Below are 13,808 nucleotides of genomic sequence, written 5' to 3' on the forward strand. Positions count from 1 at the left end.
GATCCCGCTGGCCGTGGCCTACTCGCCTCGACCGGTTGAATGCTTTCAAGTTGCATAGATCCGGACCCTAAGGCTTCCTCTCATGACCGTCAACTACCTGTACTGTCTGAATTTTCCACCCAATTCGGTCAGGATGCTGGCTGGTGAATCGGTTCAATCAAGGCCTGACTCCCGGTTGCCGCCATGCCCGCGTTCCTCGCCGACGTGTCCTCCGCACCGCCGTCACCAGCTCCCGTGACCGCACTGCGTTCTTCCCGGTACTGCAGCCTCTGTGAGGCGTCCGTACAGGCTCGGTGGTATGGCCTGCGCCTGGTACCGAGTCCCGGGCCATGACTACTGACTTCGGCGTATTAGCCGCGATCGTTCATGAGTCCTCGTTGGTCTACTGACGGGCACGCTGCGTCTGTGGGGTGCGGCATTTTCTGTGCCGCTGCACGCGGAGCGCCAGGCTGTCGCGTCTGGTGGGCGCCGGGTTCCACATCGCCGGTGTGATGGTGCCGGTTGTCGGGACGGTCGAGGTAGCTGGTCAACCGGGGGTTCGGGAGGATGTGGAGCTGGTCGATGGCGTGGGTGATGACGTCGGTCCAGGGCCATCGGGCAGTGAAGCGGAGCCAGTAGCGGCGGCCGGTGTTCACCAACTGCGCGGCGGCGGAGAACAGCCGCAGGCGGAGCTTTTGGGTTCCCAGCAACGGGCCTTGGCGGTCAGCGCGAGCATCGGCATCCAGGCGAGGAGGCCGAGTGCGAGGGAGACGATCTCCAGCCAGATCCGGTTCTGGGCGGTGTCGTGCAGGGGCAGGGTGCGCAGTCCGGTGTCGCGGGCGCCTCGGATCCGGTCCTCGCAACGGGCCCGTCTGCGGTGACGCAGTTCCAGGGGAGCGAGCTGGCCGCCTTCGGTGTTGGTCGCGAAGCAGGACAGCCGCAGTCCGTCGAGATCGGTGAAGCGCAACTGTGCGCTGGGGCGCGGCCGTTCCTTTCTGACGATCAGCCGCATGCCCTTGGGCCAGGAGGAGAGGTCGGGCATGTCGGTGATCTCCGCGACCCAGGCGCCCGGCCACTCGGTGCCTCCCGCGTCGTAGGCCGGCGTCCATGCCTTCTTCGCAGAGCGACTCCGAGCGCGACGCATGGCAGCCGGGCGAGGCTCCGGGTCAGGGCCCCACCTGTCGCCAGTCCGTCACAGGGCCGGGGTTTGTGTGGTCCACAGGGGTGACCCAGAAGGCTTTGCCCAGCTCAGCGCTGAACTGGGCGCCTGTCCGGCCGTCCCCGGAGGACCGCCCCGTCAGGCGGCGGCCTATCCACGGCAGCAGGTACTGCCGGGCGAAGCGGGCGTCCGCGACCCGGCGCGCGCCCCAGCCGGGCGGGGCCGTGGCCGGCACCGGCGTACGCCACTCCGGGTCCTCGGCCTCGTATCCGAGGGTCTGCCAGACCGCCTCGGCGACCCTCCGGTGGCCCTCGCCCGTCAGGTGCAGCCGGTCGACGTCCCACAGGCGGGGGTCGCCGAGGGAGGGAGCGCCGTAGAGGTCGACCACGAGCGCGCCGTGCCGGGACGCGAGGTCGTCGACGCAGGTGAACAGTTCCTCCATACGCGGCCGGAAGCGAGCCAGGACCGGGCCCTGCCGGCCGGGGCTGCGCATCAGCACCAGCTGCTTGCACGCGGGCGCCAGCTGCTCCACGGCCTCCTCCAGGAGCCCGCGCACCCGCCCCATGTCGCATTTGGGGCGGAGCGTGTCGTTCAGCCCGCCCACCAGCGTGATCACGTCGGGCTCCATGGCCACCGCGACGGGCACCTGCTCGTCGACGATCTGCCGGATCAGCTTCCCGCGCACGGCGAGGTTCGCGTACCGGAATCCGGGCGTGCGGGCGGCCATCCGGGCTGCGAGGAGGTCGGCCCAGCCGCGGTACGTACCGTCCGGCAGCCGGTCCGACATGCCCTCGGTGAAGGAGTCGCCGACCGCGACAAGGCTGGTGTATGAGGCATTCGTTTGCATGGCGACAGAGATGATAGCCCGTTCACATACCCAGCGGTCGGTCGACCTCCGGAAAGCGGTCCACGGCCTTTACACCGGCTGTCCGAAAAGCTCGCGCAGTACGTCCTCCATCGTCACCAGGCCGGCGAGCAGCCCGTCCTCGCCCTGCACCGCCGCCAGGTGAGTACGGCTGCGCCGCATCGCCGTGAGGACGTCGTCCAGGGGCGTGTCCGCCCGTACGCTCGCGATGGGCCGCATGTCGCGGACCTGGAAGGCGAGGTCCCGGGGCGCCGCGTCCAGCGCGTCCTTGACGTGCAGATAGCCGGCGATCCGGCGTTCCTCGTCCACCACGGGGAAGCGCGAGAAGCCCGACTCGGCCGACAGCTGCTCCAGCTCCTCCGGGGTGACGCCCACGCGCGCGTAGACGACGCCTTCCAGCGGGAGCACGACGTCACGCACCGGCCGCCGACCCAGTTCCAGGGCGTCGTGAAGGCGTTCCCGCGCGCGGTCGTCGATGAGTCCCGCCTCGCCGGAGTCCCGGACCAGACGGGCCAGTTCGGCGTCCGAGAAGGTCGCCGTGACCTCGTCCTTGACCTCGACCCGCAGCAGCTTCAGGAGCGTGTTCGCGAAAGCGTTGATCGTGAAGATCACGGGCTTCAGCGCCCGCGCCAGGGCCACCAGGGGCGGCCCGAGCAGCAGCGCGCTGCGCACCGGCTCGGCGAGCGCGATGTTCTTCGGCACCATCTCGCCGAGCAGCATGTGGAGATAGGTCGCCAGGGCGAGGGCGATCACGAAGGACACCGCGTGGCCCGCGCCCTCGGAAACGCCCACCGCGTGGAACACCGGCTCCAGCAGATGCGCGATCGCCGGTTCCGCGACCACACCGAGGATCAGCGTGCACAGCGTGATGCCCAGCTGGGCCGCGGCCATCAGCGCGGACACGTGCTCCAGGCCCCACAGCACGCTCTTCGCCCGCCGGTCGCCGTCCGCACGGTCCCCGTCGGCGCCTTCCTCGACGTACTGCTCGATCTGGCTGCGGCGTACGGAGATCAGCGCGAACTCGGCGCCCACGAAGAAGGCGTTGACGATCAGTGTCGCCAGACCGATCAGCAGCTGGACGGTGGTCACTTCGCCTCCCCTTCCTTACGAGCCTTGTCAGCCTTGCCTGCGTCTGGTTCATCGGTCGCCGCGCTCGCGTGCGGCGCGTGCAGCAGGACGCGTGCGGCCCTGCGGCCCGAGGCGTCCACCACGTCCAGACGCCAGTCGGCGACCTCGACGGTGTCACCGGCCTGCGGAATACGGCCCAGCTCGGTCGCGACCAGGCCGGCGAGCGTCTCGTACGGCCCCTCGGGCAGCCGGAGACCGAGGCGGGCGAGCTGGTCGGTGCGGGCGGCGCCGTCCGCGGAGTAGAGGGCGCGGCCCTCGTCGTCGACGCCAGCAGAGGCGAGGTCGGACGTCTCGTGCGGGTCGTGCTCGTCCCGTACCTCGCCGACGACCTCCTCGACGATGTCCTCCAGCGTGGCCACGCCCGCCGTACCGCCGTACTCGTCGATGACGACGGCCATCGTGCGCTTGCCGGAGAGCCGGTCGAGGAGCCGGTCGACGGTCAGTGACTCGGGGACGAGCAGTGGTTCGCGCATCAGTTCGGAGACGCGTACCAGAGGGCGACGTTCCGCGGGCACCGCGAGGCAGTCCTTGATGTGGGCGACGCCGACGACCGAGTCGAGGTTGCCGCGGTAGACGGGGAACCGGGACAGCCCGGTCGCCCGCGTCGCGTTCGCCACGTCCTCGCAGGTCGCCTGGGCGTCGAGAGCGATGACCTGGACGCGCGGTGTCATCACGTTCTCCGCGGTGAGGTCGGCGAGGTTCAGGGTTCGTACGAACAGTTCCGCGGTGTCGGGCTCCAGGGCGCCCGCCTTGGCGGAGTGCCTGGCCAGCGCCGCGAGTTCCTGCGGTCCGCGGGCGGAGGCCAACTCCTCGGCGGGCTCGATGCCGAAGAGGCGCACCAAACGGTTCGCCGTGTTGTTGAGGTGTGTGATGAACGGCCGGAACGCGGCGCTGAACCAGCGTTGCGGCGTCGCCACCCGCTTGGCTACGGCCAGCGGTGAGGAGATCGCCCAGTTCTTGGGCACGAGCTCGCCGACAACCATCAGGAAGACGGTCGACAGTGCCGTACCGATCACCAGGGCCAGGGAGGAGGACGCCGAGGCCGAGACGCCGAGCGACTCGAGCGGGCCCGCGATCAGCGCGGCGATCGACGGCTCGGAGAGCATGCCGACCACCAGATTGGTGACCGTGATGCCGAGCTGCGCGCCGGAGAGCTGGAAGGTGAGGTTCCGTACGGCCTTCAGGGCGCCGGCGGCACCCCGCTCGCCGCGCTCCACCGCGCGTTCCAACGCGCTGCGCTCGACCGTGGTCAGGGAGAACTCCGCCGCGACGAACGCGCCACAGGCCAGGGAGAGCAGGACAGCCACCAGGAGGAGAAGCACTTCGGTCATCGGTTCACCTCCGTCCCAGGATCGGGCAGGGCCGGCGGGATCGCTCGACGTCGAGTACTGCTGTTGCTACTGGGAGGCTCGCCCATGGACGGACGCTCACACCTTTCCTCGGAGAAGTAACTGGTCCACCAATGGTAAAGGATGCGCAAAGTGGCTCAGTCGGTGAGGGGCTTGACCCAGCGTCGCCAGTGGTCCTCGCGATGGTATCCGGCCGCGGCCCACGTGCGGTGGGCCTGTTCGTTGGCTTCGAGGACCATGGCGTCGACGCGTCGTCCGCCGAGTGCGGCGAAGCGCTGTTCGGCGGCTTGCAACAGGGCGGTGGCGATGCCTTGTCGGCGGTGGTCGGGGCGTACGGCCAGTCGGTAGGCGGAGCATCGCCATCCGTCGAAGCCCGCTATGACGGTTCCGACGAGCAGATCGTCGCGCGTTGCGAGAAGCAGGGCTTCGGGATCTCGTGCGATGAGTCGGGACACTCCGTCGTGGTCGTCGCTGATGCTCGTTCCTTCTGCGGCGTCGCGCCAGAACCGCAGTACGGCATCGATGTCCGAGAGGGTGGCGCAACGGATGTGGAGATCGCTCATGGGGTGAGTCAAGCAGTGGGCTTGCCTGTCTGGCGAACGGGTTGTCGCTGCCGGGGAACGGAGAGGAGGGTGAGCTGTTCCGGCGGACAGTCATGGCCCGATGCAGGTCTCCCGGCCGGCGAGACCGCCTGAGCGAGCGGCGATGGTCCGGGCGGCGGAGGGTGCGCGGACGGTGACGATATGCTTACGTGCTGGCCCGGAATCCTCGGCGTGCTGTCGTCGAGGGGTGTCGGAGGACGGACGGGAGAAGGCGCCGGTTGGGTCGAGCGCGGGGAGCAGGGGGAGGCGATGGGATGCGTCAGGCTGGTGTGCTCGATGTCGGGTGTCACAGTGCTTTGCTGACGGTGGTGCGGCGGCGTCCGGGTACGGTGCTGGAGCCGGTGTTCTCCCGCAAGGTTCGGCTGAGACTGCACGAGACCCTCGACCGCAAGGGGCGGCTGGACAAGGTCGGTATGAAGAGTGTCGAGCGGGCAGTGGCCGAGGCCGTTGCCGCCGACTCGCGTCCGCGTGGACCGGAAGTGTTCGCGTTCGCGACCTCCGTCATCCGGGACGCGCCCAACCGTGACGAGATCATCGCGCGGGTGGCACGCACTACCGGCACCCGGCTGCGCATGCTGACGGGCGAGGAGGAGGCGCGGCTGGCCTACGTGGCCGCCCGCCAGTGGGCAGGTCCGATGGCCGGGCAGTTGCTGGTCCTTGACATCGGCGGCGGCACCGTGGAGATCGCCTCCGGCACCGGAGAGCAACCTCGCGTCGTGCACTCGCTGCCGCTGGGCGCCCGCAGGATCACCCGCGACTTGCTTCCCGGCGGCACAGTGCCGTCCCGACGTTGCCTCGCAGAGATCCTGCAGCACCTCCGCCGGTCCCTGGAAGCCGTCCCCGGCCTGCCGCAGGCCGAGCTGGGAGGGCGGGTGCTGGCCAGCTCCAAGACCTTCGAACAGCTCGCCCGGCTCGCCGCCGCCCAGAGCAGGACGCCGCGCACGAAGCGGCGGCTGACGCTGTCCCAAGTGCACACGGCGGTCTCCCTGCTGGCCGACGCGACACCGTCCCACCGTGCCAAGCTGCCGGGCATCTCCCGCCACCGCGCCGAACAGTCCCTGGCGGGAGCCTTGATCGCGCAGGCCCTCATGGAAACCTGCGGGGCCAAAAGCGTCGAGATCTGCCCGTGGTCCACCCGGGAAGGGCTACTGCTCGAACACCTCGGTGTGGCTCCCACCCCGGTCGGCAGCCCCCGCCTCGTCGGCTGAGCCCAACGGACCTGACTCCCGAAGACTTGCCGAGTTCGGCTTCCACCCTCCTGTCGGACTCCTGCCGGACAGGGGCCTTGTCCGGCGTGGGCGTCGCCGACCGGCGACGACGCCTAGCCCCTCGACCAGGATGGCGTCGGCGAGCTCGCGGACGCCATCGCCGAATCCTTCGGCTCGTTCGCGGGCTTCAAGCGCAGCTCACCGAGGCTGCCGCGACCACACAGACATCAGCCACCAGCACAGCTTCCCTGCCGCGCCCGGCGTTGGCGAGCATGCAGGGCAGTCGCATGCTGCGGGACCTACGGCACTTTGAACTCGATCTGGGTGATGGCCGGTCCGTCGCCGGTGACCTGGCCTTCGCTGATGGACTCCGTCCAGGAGCCGTCCTTTTGGAGCTTCGCCAAAACCGTGGGGGAAAGGCTGACCGTGATCTGAATGCCGCCCCCGGAGGACGGGGCACGGTCTATGCGGATGTCATTGCTCATGCCGACGAAGCTACCTCCAACGCGCCGGTCAGCATGGGCTGTTGGCGTTTTACCCGAGGTCGCGAGGTTACGGGCTGATCGGTCCTGTCAACAGGATGTCGGTCGCAGCCCGGCGGTTGCCGCGATCCGCCGAGCCACCGGACGGTGGTCGGAGCGCTACTCCGCGGCGGCGCAGAGGCCCGCACTGAAGTATCGGCAGGGCTCGAGGTGTCGGTCGGCCGGCGTGGGGAGTTCGGCGCTGCCCCTGCACTGGAGAGAAGGCCGCGGGGGATGACGCCGGCGGCGTCGAAACCGGCTGTCACCGTGCCCGCGAGGACCCCGTCGCGCTCTGCGAGAAGCAGGGCTTCGGGGTCCCGGTCGACAAGTCGGGCCACGCCGTCGCGGTCGTCGCCGATGCTGGTTCCCTCGGCGGCCTCGCGCCAGAACCGCAGCACGGTGTTGATGTCCGCGTGGGTGGCAGGGCGGATGTGCAGATCACTCATGGGACGAGCCGAGCAGAGCGGCAGGCGCTCTGGCGAACTCGTTTCCGTGCACGGGCGTGAAGCTTCCGTGCGTGGACGTCCACCGAGTGGTCAGCCCCGGTCCAGCAGCGCCGTAAGGGCCTCCCGCAACACCGCCCCCGGATCCGCCGACGGCCCTTCGGAGCGCCAGGCGACGAACCCGTCGGGGCGGACCAGCACCGCGCCGTCCGTGGTGACGCCGTGGGCCTGCGCCCACTCCACCTCGCTCGCGGACGACAGTTCGACGTCCGGCCCGCTGCCGATCCGGTACGAGGCGAGCGGCACCGACAGCTCTCGCGCGACGTCCGTCGCCGCGTCGTGCCAGCCGCCGGCGGCGCCCGCCGAGCTGAGGAGCACCAGCGAGGTCTCGTACAGGTCGAGAGTGGAGATCCGGGTACCGGCGCGGTTCAGCCACAGGTGCGGAGCCCGGCTCCCGGGCTCACCCGTCAGCCGCACGCCCTCGGGCACGACCGGCACCGCCGGATCAGCGCCCAGGACCGCGCCCCGCGGATAGCGGTAGCCGAGGGCCACGTTGAGGATTCCGCCCTTCCTGCCGCCGGGGCCGCCGGCCCCGGGAGCGGGCGTGTACCCCGGGTGGCTGTGCTCGACCGACCGCGCGGAGGCCCGGGCGCTCGTCGCCTCGGCGACCGGCCGGCGCTCCAAGTCGTACGACGCCAGCAGCCCGGGACCCGCCCAGCCGCCCACCACCGCGGCCAGCTTCCAGGCGAGGTTGTGGGCGTCCTGGATACCGGTGTTGGAGCCGAACGCCCCGGTGGGGGACATCTCGTGGGCCGAGTCGCCGGCGAGGAACACCCGGCGGTCCGCGTACCGTTCGGCGACCCTCTCGGCGGCGTGCCAAGGGGCCCTGCCGGTGATCTCCACATCCAGGTCCGGTACGCCGATCGCCCGCCGGATGTGTTCCCGGCACCGCTCGTCGGTGAACTCCTCCAGCGTCTCGCCGTGTTCGGGGTGCCAGGGCGCGTGGAACACCCAGTGCTCCCGGTTGTCCACCGGCAGCAGAGCCCCGTCGGCGTCCGGGCTGGTCAGGTAGCAGACGATGAAGCGCCGGTCGCCGACCACGTCCGCCAGGCCGTGGGAGGTGAAGGTGATGCTGACGTTGTGGAACAGGTCGCCGGGGCCGTTCTGCCCGATGCCGAGCTGCTCGCGGACGGGGCTTCGCGGGCCGTCGGCCGCGACGAGGTAGTCCGCCCGGATGGTGGTGTGCTCGCCCGTGTCCCGGCTCTTGACCTGCGCGGTCACCCCCTCGGGGACCTGCTCGAACGACATCAGCTCGGTCGAGAACCGCAGATCCCCGCCCAGCGCCCGCGCGCTCTCCAGCAGGACCGGTTCCAGATCGTTCTGGCTGCACAGGCACCAGCCGCTGGGGCTGAACCGGGCGAGCCCGCCGCCGGGGTCGATCTCCTTGAACAGCCACTCGCCCACGTCACCCACCAGGCTCGGCGTCTGCAGGATGCCGTGGTTGTCCGCCAGGACCGACGCCGCCTCCTCGATGCGCCGCTCCACTCCGGCCACCCGGAACAACTCCATGGTGCGCACGTTGTTCCCGCGCCCGCGTGGATGGATCGAGGTACCTGAGTGGCGCTCCACGAGGGTGTGCGGCACCCCCAGGCGACCGAGGAACAGGGAGGTGGACAGGCCCACCAGGGAGCCGCCGACGATCAGGACGGGCGTGTGGTGACCGACTTCGCCGTCGGCCTCTTCAGCGCGGTTCATCGAATGCCTCCAGGTTCTGCCGGTGTCTGCCGGGACGCGGTCAGGGATGGGACGCACCTGCACACTGCGTGCCCGGGGACCGTTTCGCCCGCCGGAGGCACCCAGATGGCGCACGGTTCACCCGCCCGACCCCGTGGGAGTCGCGCACATCGCGACTCGCGTCAACGATCGGCTCATGGCGGCCCCGGTCTTTCGGACCCGGCAGTCGTTCCCTGTTACACAACGAAGGACCTCCACAACGAAGGACTTCCATGACGAAGGACTTCAACGACGAAGAGGAGAGGTGCGCCGGATGACCATCTCGGGACGCATATCGCAGTCGGCGTTCGACGGTTCCAGGCTGCGGGTGATCCTGCTGCTCGACCTGTACGAAGGAGCCCAGCAGCAGTTCCTGGACGCGTACGAACACATGCGCAACCAGGTCGCATCCGTCCCCGGTCACCTCAGTGACCAGCTCTGCCAGTCGATCGAGAACCCCTCGCAGTGGCTCATCACCAGCGAGTGGGAGAGCGCTCCGCCCTTCCTCGCCTGGGTGAACAGCGAGGAGCACGTCGAGACCGTCCGGCCGATGCACTCCTGCGTCCGGGACACCCGGTCGATGCGCTACAGCATCCTCCGGGAGACGACCCCCAACGCGCCGCTCACCCCCGAGTCGGCGGCAGCGGGCATGCAGGTGGCGGCCCGCGTGGGCGACGGTGTCGCACGCCACGCCCTCACCTTCACCGTCAGGCCGGGCTCCGAGTCGAAGGTCGCCGAGATCCTGGCCGGCTACACCTCACCCGAGGCCCAGGTCGACGACACCACCCGGCTGCGCCGCACCTCTCTCTTCATGCACGGCAACAGGGTCGTACGGGCCGTGGAGGTCGAGGGCGACCTCCTCGCGGCACTGCGCCACGTCGCCCGCCAGCCCGAGGTGCGGGCGGTCGAGGAGGCCATCAACCCGTACCTGGAACAGGACCGGGACCTCAGCGACCCCGACTCGGCACGGGTCTTCTTCACCCGGGCCGCGCTCCCGGCCGTCCACCACGTGGTCTCCGGCGAGAAGGCACCCGCCGGACTGCGGCGGCACGCGCTGTACTACCCGGCGAAGGAAGGCCGCGGGATGGAGCTGGCCCGGCTGCTCGCCCACCAGGACGAGGCCGCAGCGGACGACCCGCACAGCCCGGTGTTCGGCAGCACCGTCTTCCAGCGCGATGACATCGTTGTCCGTCTCGTCGACCTCACCGGCGAGCTCGACACCGACCCGATGTCCTCCCTCGGTCTCAAGGGGCCTGGGAAAGCAGCGGAGTTGGAGCGTCTCCTCGACGGCGCGGCGATCGGTGTCGAGGGCTCCCTGGAGGCGGACCGCAACATCAACCGCCTCCTGTCGCACGCCGACATGATGCCCGTCACCGACCGCAGCTCGGCGCGTTCCTGACGGACCGCCGCAGCGCTGTCCGCGCCGCTCCCACTCCGCCCGGACGACGTCCCTGCCACCCCCGGAGGTGTCAACCATGAACAAGCAGCACCCATGCATCGTGGATCTGAGCGAGACAGAACCCAACCGCAGACGCGGCGGCGATCTGCGGGCCATGCTCACGCCCGCCACGGTGGGTTCCACCAGCGGCTTCATGGGTCTGGCGATCGTCCAGCCCGGCGAGCGCATCGGCGAGCACTACCACCCGTACTCCGAGGAGTTCGTGTACGTCGTCGCCGGAGCCCTCGAAGTGGACCTGGACGGCGAGACGCACGCCCTCAGGCCCGACCAGGGGCTCCTGATCCCGATCGACGTACGCCACCGCTTCCGCAACGTCGGTGACGTGGAAGCCCGCATGGTCTTCCACCTGGGTCCGCTCGCCCCGCGCCCCAGCCTCGGTCACGTCGACACGGAGGTCACCGAAACCGCCGTACCCGGCACGGAGTTCGCCGTCGGCGGGCCGGACGGGCTCGCTCCGGACCACGGACAGCCGTCCGAGCGAAGCGAGGCCATACGGTGACCCGGCGGGTGGCTGTCACCGGTATCGGTGTGGTCGCTCCCGGCGGGACCGGCGCCACGGCGTTCTGGGACCTCCTCGCCGGCGGCCGTACCGCGACCCGGGGCATCACGCTGTTCGATCCGGCGGGCCTGCGTTCGCGCATCGCCGCCGAATGCGACTTCGACCCGTTCGCGCACGGCCTGGACCCGGACGTGAGCCAATACGCCGACCGCTACATCCAGTTCGCCATGGTCGCCGCCGCCGAAGCCGTCGGCGACTCCGGCCTCGACACCGGCACACAGGACCCCTGGCGCGTCGCGGTCTCCCTGGGCAGCGCCGTCGGCGGCACCACCCGCCTCGAACACGACTACGTCAAGGTCAGCGAGGGCGGGCAGCGGTGGGACGTGGACCACCGCGGCGCCGACCCGCAACTTCACCGGGCGTTCTCGCCGAGCACCCTCGCCTCGGTCGTCGCCGAGCAGTTCGGCGCGCAGGGCCCGGTGCAGACCGTCTCCACCGGCTGCACCTCCGGAATCGACGCGGTCGGCTACGCCTTCCACACCATCGAGGAGGGCCGCGCCGACATCTGCATCGCCGGGGCGGCGGACTCGCCGATATCGCCGATCACCATGGCCTGCTTCGACGCCATCAAGGCGACGTCGGACAACAACGACGACCCCGAACACGCCTCCAAGCCCTTCGACGCCCGCCGCAACGGCTTCGTGATGGGCGAGGGCGCGGCGGTGCTCGTCTTGGAGGAGTACGAGCACGCCCGGGCGCGCGGCGCACACATCTACTGCGAGATCGGCGGCTACGCCACCTACGGCAACGCCTACCACATGACCGGTCTGACCTGCGAGGGGCTGGAGATGGCCCGGGCGATCGACTCCACGCTCGACCAGGCCCGCCTCGATCCCACGCTGATCGACTACGTCAACGCGCACGGCTCGGGCACCAAACAGAACGACCGGCACGAGACGGCCGCCGTGAAGCGGTCCCTGGGCCCCCACGCCTACGACACACCCATGAGCTCCATCAAATCCATGGTGGGGCACTCGCTCGGCGCGATCGGCGCGATCGAGATCGTCGCGTGCGTCCTGGCCCTGAAGCACCAGGTCGTGCCGCCGACGGCGAACTACGAGACACCCGACCCCGAGTGCGACCTGGACTACGTGCCGCGCACCGCGCGCCAGCGGGAGCTCAGGAACGTGCTCTCCGTCGGCAGCGGATTCGGCGGCTTCCAGTCGGCCGTACTGCTGACCGGGCCGGGAGGGAGGATCCGATGAAGACTCGGCAAACGCAGCCCAGACAGCGCACTGGGCGCACACCGCGCGCGGCCATCACCGGGATCGGTGTGATCGCGCCCAACGGCCTGCGGGCCGACTCCTACTGGAAGGCCGTCGGCGAAGGCCTCGTCGTCCTGGACGGGATCACCCGTGAGGGCTGCGGACACCTGCCGCTCCGCGTCGCGGGCGAGGTCCGGGGCTTCGACGCCGCGGGCCTCATCGAGGAGCGTTTCCTCGTCCAGACCGACCGGTTCAGCCACTTCGCCATGGCCGCCGCCGCACTCGCCCTCGACGACGCCGGAATCGCCCGGGGCGAGCCCGCCGAACCGTACGACATCGGTGTGGTCACCGCTGCCGGGTCCGGCGGCGGTGAGTTCGGGCAGCGCGAGCTCCAGAAGCTGTGGGGCCAGGGATCGCGGTACGTCGGCCCGTACCAGTCCATCGCCTGGTTCTACGCCGCCAGCACCGGCCAGATCTCCATCCGCGGCGGCTTCAAGGGCCCGTGCGGGGTGGTCGCCAGCGACGAGGCCGGCGGTCTGGACGCCGTCGCCCACGCCGCCCGGGCGGTCCGGCGCGGAACCGGCGCGGTCGTCGTCGGCGGCGCGGAGGCACCCCTCGCCCCGTACTCGATGGTCTGCCAGCTCGGATACGCCGAACTCAGCACCGTCGAGGACCCGGCCCGCGCCTACCGCCCCTTCACTGCGGGAGCCTGCGGTTTCGTGCCCGCCGAGGGCGGCGCCATGCTCGTCGTCGAGGACGAGAACCGCGCCCGTGAGCGGGGGGCGGCCGTCCGGGCCACCCTCGCCGGCCACGCTGCCACCTTCACCGGCGCCTCCCGCTGGGAGCGGTCCCGTGAGGGGCTCGCCCACGCGATCAGGGGCGCCCTCGACGAGGCCGGATGCGCCCCGGAGGAGATCGACGTCGTGTTCGCGGACGCCCTGGGAGTGCCGGAGGCGGACCGCGCGGAAGCGCTGGCCATCACCGACGCCCTCGGGGAACACGGCGCCAAGGTCCCCGTCACGGCGCCCAAGACCGGCATCGGGCGCGCCTACTGCGGGGCGCCCGTGCTGGACATCGCCGCCGCGGTGCTCGCCATGGAGCACCGCCTGATCCCACCCACCCCCAACGTGTTCGACATCTGCCACGACCTCGACCTGGTGATGTCCCGCGCTCGCCCCGCCGAGCCGCGCACGGCCCTGGTCCTCAGCCGGGGACTGATGGGCTCCAACGCGGCGCTGGTAGTGCGCCGCGGAGACGACTCCGCCCGATGACCACCGGGCGGGAAGGAGACACCCGCATGCTCACCACCCAAGTGACCTACGACGAACTGGCCGCCCTCATGAAGAGGGGCGCCGGAGTCACCGTCGACCCCCGGGAACTGGAGCGGGCCTCGGACACCCCCTTCGGGACCCTCGGCCTCGACTCGCTCGGCCTGCTCGGCATCGTCGGCGAGCTGGAGAACCAGTACGGCCGCTCGCTGCCCCCCGACTCGGAGCGCTGCAGGACGCCCCAGGAGTTCCTCGACCTCATCAACAACACCCTCAAGGCTGGAGCCTGA

Annotated in this window: 12 protein-coding genes and 3 pseudogenes; 7 read left to right on the forward strand and 8 right to left on the reverse strand. The window is 70.4% G+C overall.

The window, feature by feature from the left end; genetic code table 11:
• Nucleotides 1-533: 533 nt before the first annotated feature.
• The 5 genes and pseudogenes from OG734_RS41550 to OG734_RS41570 form a co-directional block, all read right to left on the reverse strand.
• Nucleotides 534-1,093, reverse strand: a pseudogene (locus OG734_RS41550) (transposase); the annotation flags it as partial.
• 52 nt (nucleotides 1,094-1,145) lie between these two features.
• Nucleotides 1,146-1,985: an SGNH/GDSL hydrolase family protein gene (locus OG734_RS41555; protein ID WP_330292545.1), complete on the reverse strand. Its 840-nt coding sequence runs from the start codon at nucleotides 1,983-1,985 to the stop codon at nucleotides 1,146-1,148.
• Nucleotides 1,986-2,054: 69 nt separating this feature from the next.
• Entirely contained in the window at nucleotides 2,055-3,092 is a 1,038-nt protein-coding gene (locus OG734_RS41560; protein WP_330292546.1) for a hemolysin family protein, read from the reverse strand.
• The gene (locus OG734_RS41565) at nucleotides 3,089-4,462 is read right to left on the reverse strand and encodes a hemolysin family protein (protein ID WP_330292547.1); all 1,374 of its coding nucleotides are present in this window, start codon (nucleotides 4,460-4,462) and stop codon (nucleotides 3,089-3,091) included. Before OG734_RS41565 ends, OG734_RS41560 begins: the two co-directional genes overlap by 4 nt.
• 155 nt (nucleotides 4,463-4,617) lie before the next feature.
• Nucleotides 4,618-5,043 carry a GNAT family N-acetyltransferase gene (locus OG734_RS41570; RefSeq protein ID WP_330292548.1) on the reverse strand — a complete coding sequence of 142 codons (426 nt, stop codon included), beginning with the start codon at nucleotides 5,041-5,043 and terminating at the stop codon, nucleotides 4,618-4,620.
• 293 nt (nucleotides 5,044-5,336) lie between these two features.
• On the opposite strand from OG734_RS41570, the gene OG734_RS41575 reads away from it, so the two are divergent.
• Together OG734_RS41575 and OG734_RS41580 are read left to right on the forward strand one after the other, a co-directional pair.
• The gene (locus OG734_RS41575) at nucleotides 5,337-6,290 is read left to right on the forward strand and encodes a Ppx/GppA phosphatase family protein (protein ID WP_330292549.1); all 954 of its coding nucleotides are present in this window, start codon (nucleotides 5,337-5,339) and stop codon (nucleotides 6,288-6,290) included.
• Between the two features lie 117 nt (nucleotides 6,291-6,407).
• Nucleotides 6,408-6,520, forward strand: a pseudogene (locus tag OG734_RS41580) (Fe-Mn family superoxide dismutase); the annotation flags it as partial.
• Between the two features lie 69 nt (nucleotides 6,521-6,589).
• On the opposite strand, the gene OG734_RS41585 reads toward OG734_RS41580, so the two are convergent.
• The 3 genes and pseudogenes from OG734_RS41585 to OG734_RS41595 all read right to left on the reverse strand — a co-directional run bounded on the left by OG734_RS41585 (nucleotide 6,590) and on the right by OG734_RS41595 (nucleotide 9,009).
• Nucleotides 6,590-6,775, reverse strand: coding sequence for a hypothetical protein (locus OG734_RS41585; protein ID WP_046707792.1), 186 nt, complete (start codon nucleotides 6,773-6,775; stop codon nucleotides 6,590-6,592).
• 284 nt (nucleotides 6,776-7,059) lie between these two features.
• Nucleotides 7,060-7,257, reverse strand: a pseudogene (locus OG734_RS41590) (GNAT family N-acetyltransferase); the annotation flags it as partial.
• Nucleotides 7,258-7,347: 90 nt separating this feature from the next.
• Complete coding sequence (locus OG734_RS41595; protein ID WP_330292550.1) at nucleotides 7,348-9,009, reverse strand: FAD-dependent oxidoreductase; 1,662 nt, start codon at nucleotides 9,007-9,009, stop codon at nucleotides 7,348-7,350.
• A 292-nt stretch (nucleotides 9,010-9,301) separates the two neighbouring features.
• Here OG734_RS41595 and OG734_RS41600 point away from each other — a divergent pair, with 292 nt between their 5' ends.
• The 5 genes from OG734_RS41600 to OG734_RS41620 all read left to right on the forward strand — a co-directional run bounded on the left by OG734_RS41600 (nucleotide 9,302) and on the right by OG734_RS41620 (nucleotide 13,808).
• Entirely contained in the window at nucleotides 9,302-10,426 is a 1,125-nt protein-coding gene (locus OG734_RS41600) for a SchA/CurD-like domain-containing protein (RefSeq protein ID WP_330292551.1), read from the forward strand.
• Between the two features lie 76 nt (nucleotides 10,427-10,502).
• Nucleotides 10,503-10,985: a cupin domain-containing protein gene (locus OG734_RS41605; RefSeq protein WP_330292552.1), complete on the forward strand. Its 483-nt coding sequence runs from the start codon at nucleotides 10,503-10,505 to the stop codon at nucleotides 10,983-10,985.
• A complete protein-coding gene (locus OG734_RS41610) occupies nucleotides 10,982-12,250 on the forward strand; it encodes a beta-ketoacyl-[acyl-carrier-protein] synthase family protein (RefSeq protein ID WP_330292553.1) in 1,269 nt (422 codons plus the stop codon). The genes OG734_RS41605 and OG734_RS41610 overlap by 4 nt, the downstream gene beginning before the upstream one ends.
• A complete protein-coding gene (locus OG734_RS41615) occupies nucleotides 12,247-13,521 on the forward strand; it encodes a ketosynthase chain-length factor (protein WP_330292554.1) in 1,275 nt (424 codons plus the stop codon). Before OG734_RS41610 ends, OG734_RS41615 begins: the two co-directional genes overlap by 4 nt.
• Before the next feature lie 26 nt (nucleotides 13,522-13,547).
• Nucleotides 13,548-13,808, forward strand: a complete 261-nt coding sequence (locus OG734_RS41620; protein WP_330292555.1) for a phosphopantetheine-binding protein — start codon at nucleotides 13,548-13,550, stop codon at nucleotides 13,806-13,808.

The organism is Streptomyces sp. NBC_00576 (assembly GCF_036345175.1).
Classification (GTDB): domain Bacteria; phylum Actinomycetota; class Actinomycetes; order Streptomycetales; family Streptomycetaceae; genus Streptomyces.

Coding starts and splice junctions, on each gene's coding strand:
- OG734_RS41555 (WP_330292545.1), bottom strand. CDS start 1,985: ATGCAAACGAATGCCTCATACACCAGCCTTGTCGCGGTCGGCGACTCC.
- OG734_RS41565 (WP_330292547.1), bottom strand. CDS start 4,462: ATGACCGAAGTGCTTCTCCTCCTGGTGGCTGTCCTGCTCTCCCTGGCC.
- OG734_RS41570 (WP_330292548.1), bottom strand. CDS start 5,043: ATGAGCGATCTCCACATCCGTTGCGCCACCCTCTCGGACATCGATGCC.
- OG734_RS41575 (WP_330292549.1), top strand. CDS start 5,337: ATGCGTCAGGCTGGTGTGCTCGATGTCGGGTGTCACAGTGCTTTGCTG.
- OG734_RS41585 (WP_046707792.1), bottom strand. CDS start 6,775: ATGAGCAATGACATCCGCATAGACCGTGCCCCGTCCTCCGGGGGCGGC.
- OG734_RS41595 (WP_330292550.1), bottom strand. CDS start 9,009: ATGAACCGCGCTGAAGAGGCCGACGGCGAAGTCGGTCACCACACGCCC.
- OG734_RS41600 (WP_330292551.1), top strand. CDS start 9,302: ATGACCATCTCGGGACGCATATCGCAGTCGGCGTTCGACGGTTCCAGG.
- OG734_RS41605 (WP_330292552.1), top strand. CDS start 10,503: ATGAACAAGCAGCACCCATGCATCGTGGATCTGAGCGAGACAGAACCC.
- OG734_RS41615 (WP_330292554.1), top strand. CDS start 12,247: ATGAAGACTCGGCAAACGCAGCCCAGACAGCGCACTGGGCGCACACCG.
- OG734_RS41620 (WP_330292555.1), top strand. CDS start 13,548: ATGCTCACCACCCAAGTGACCTACGACGAACTGGCCGCCCTCATGAAG.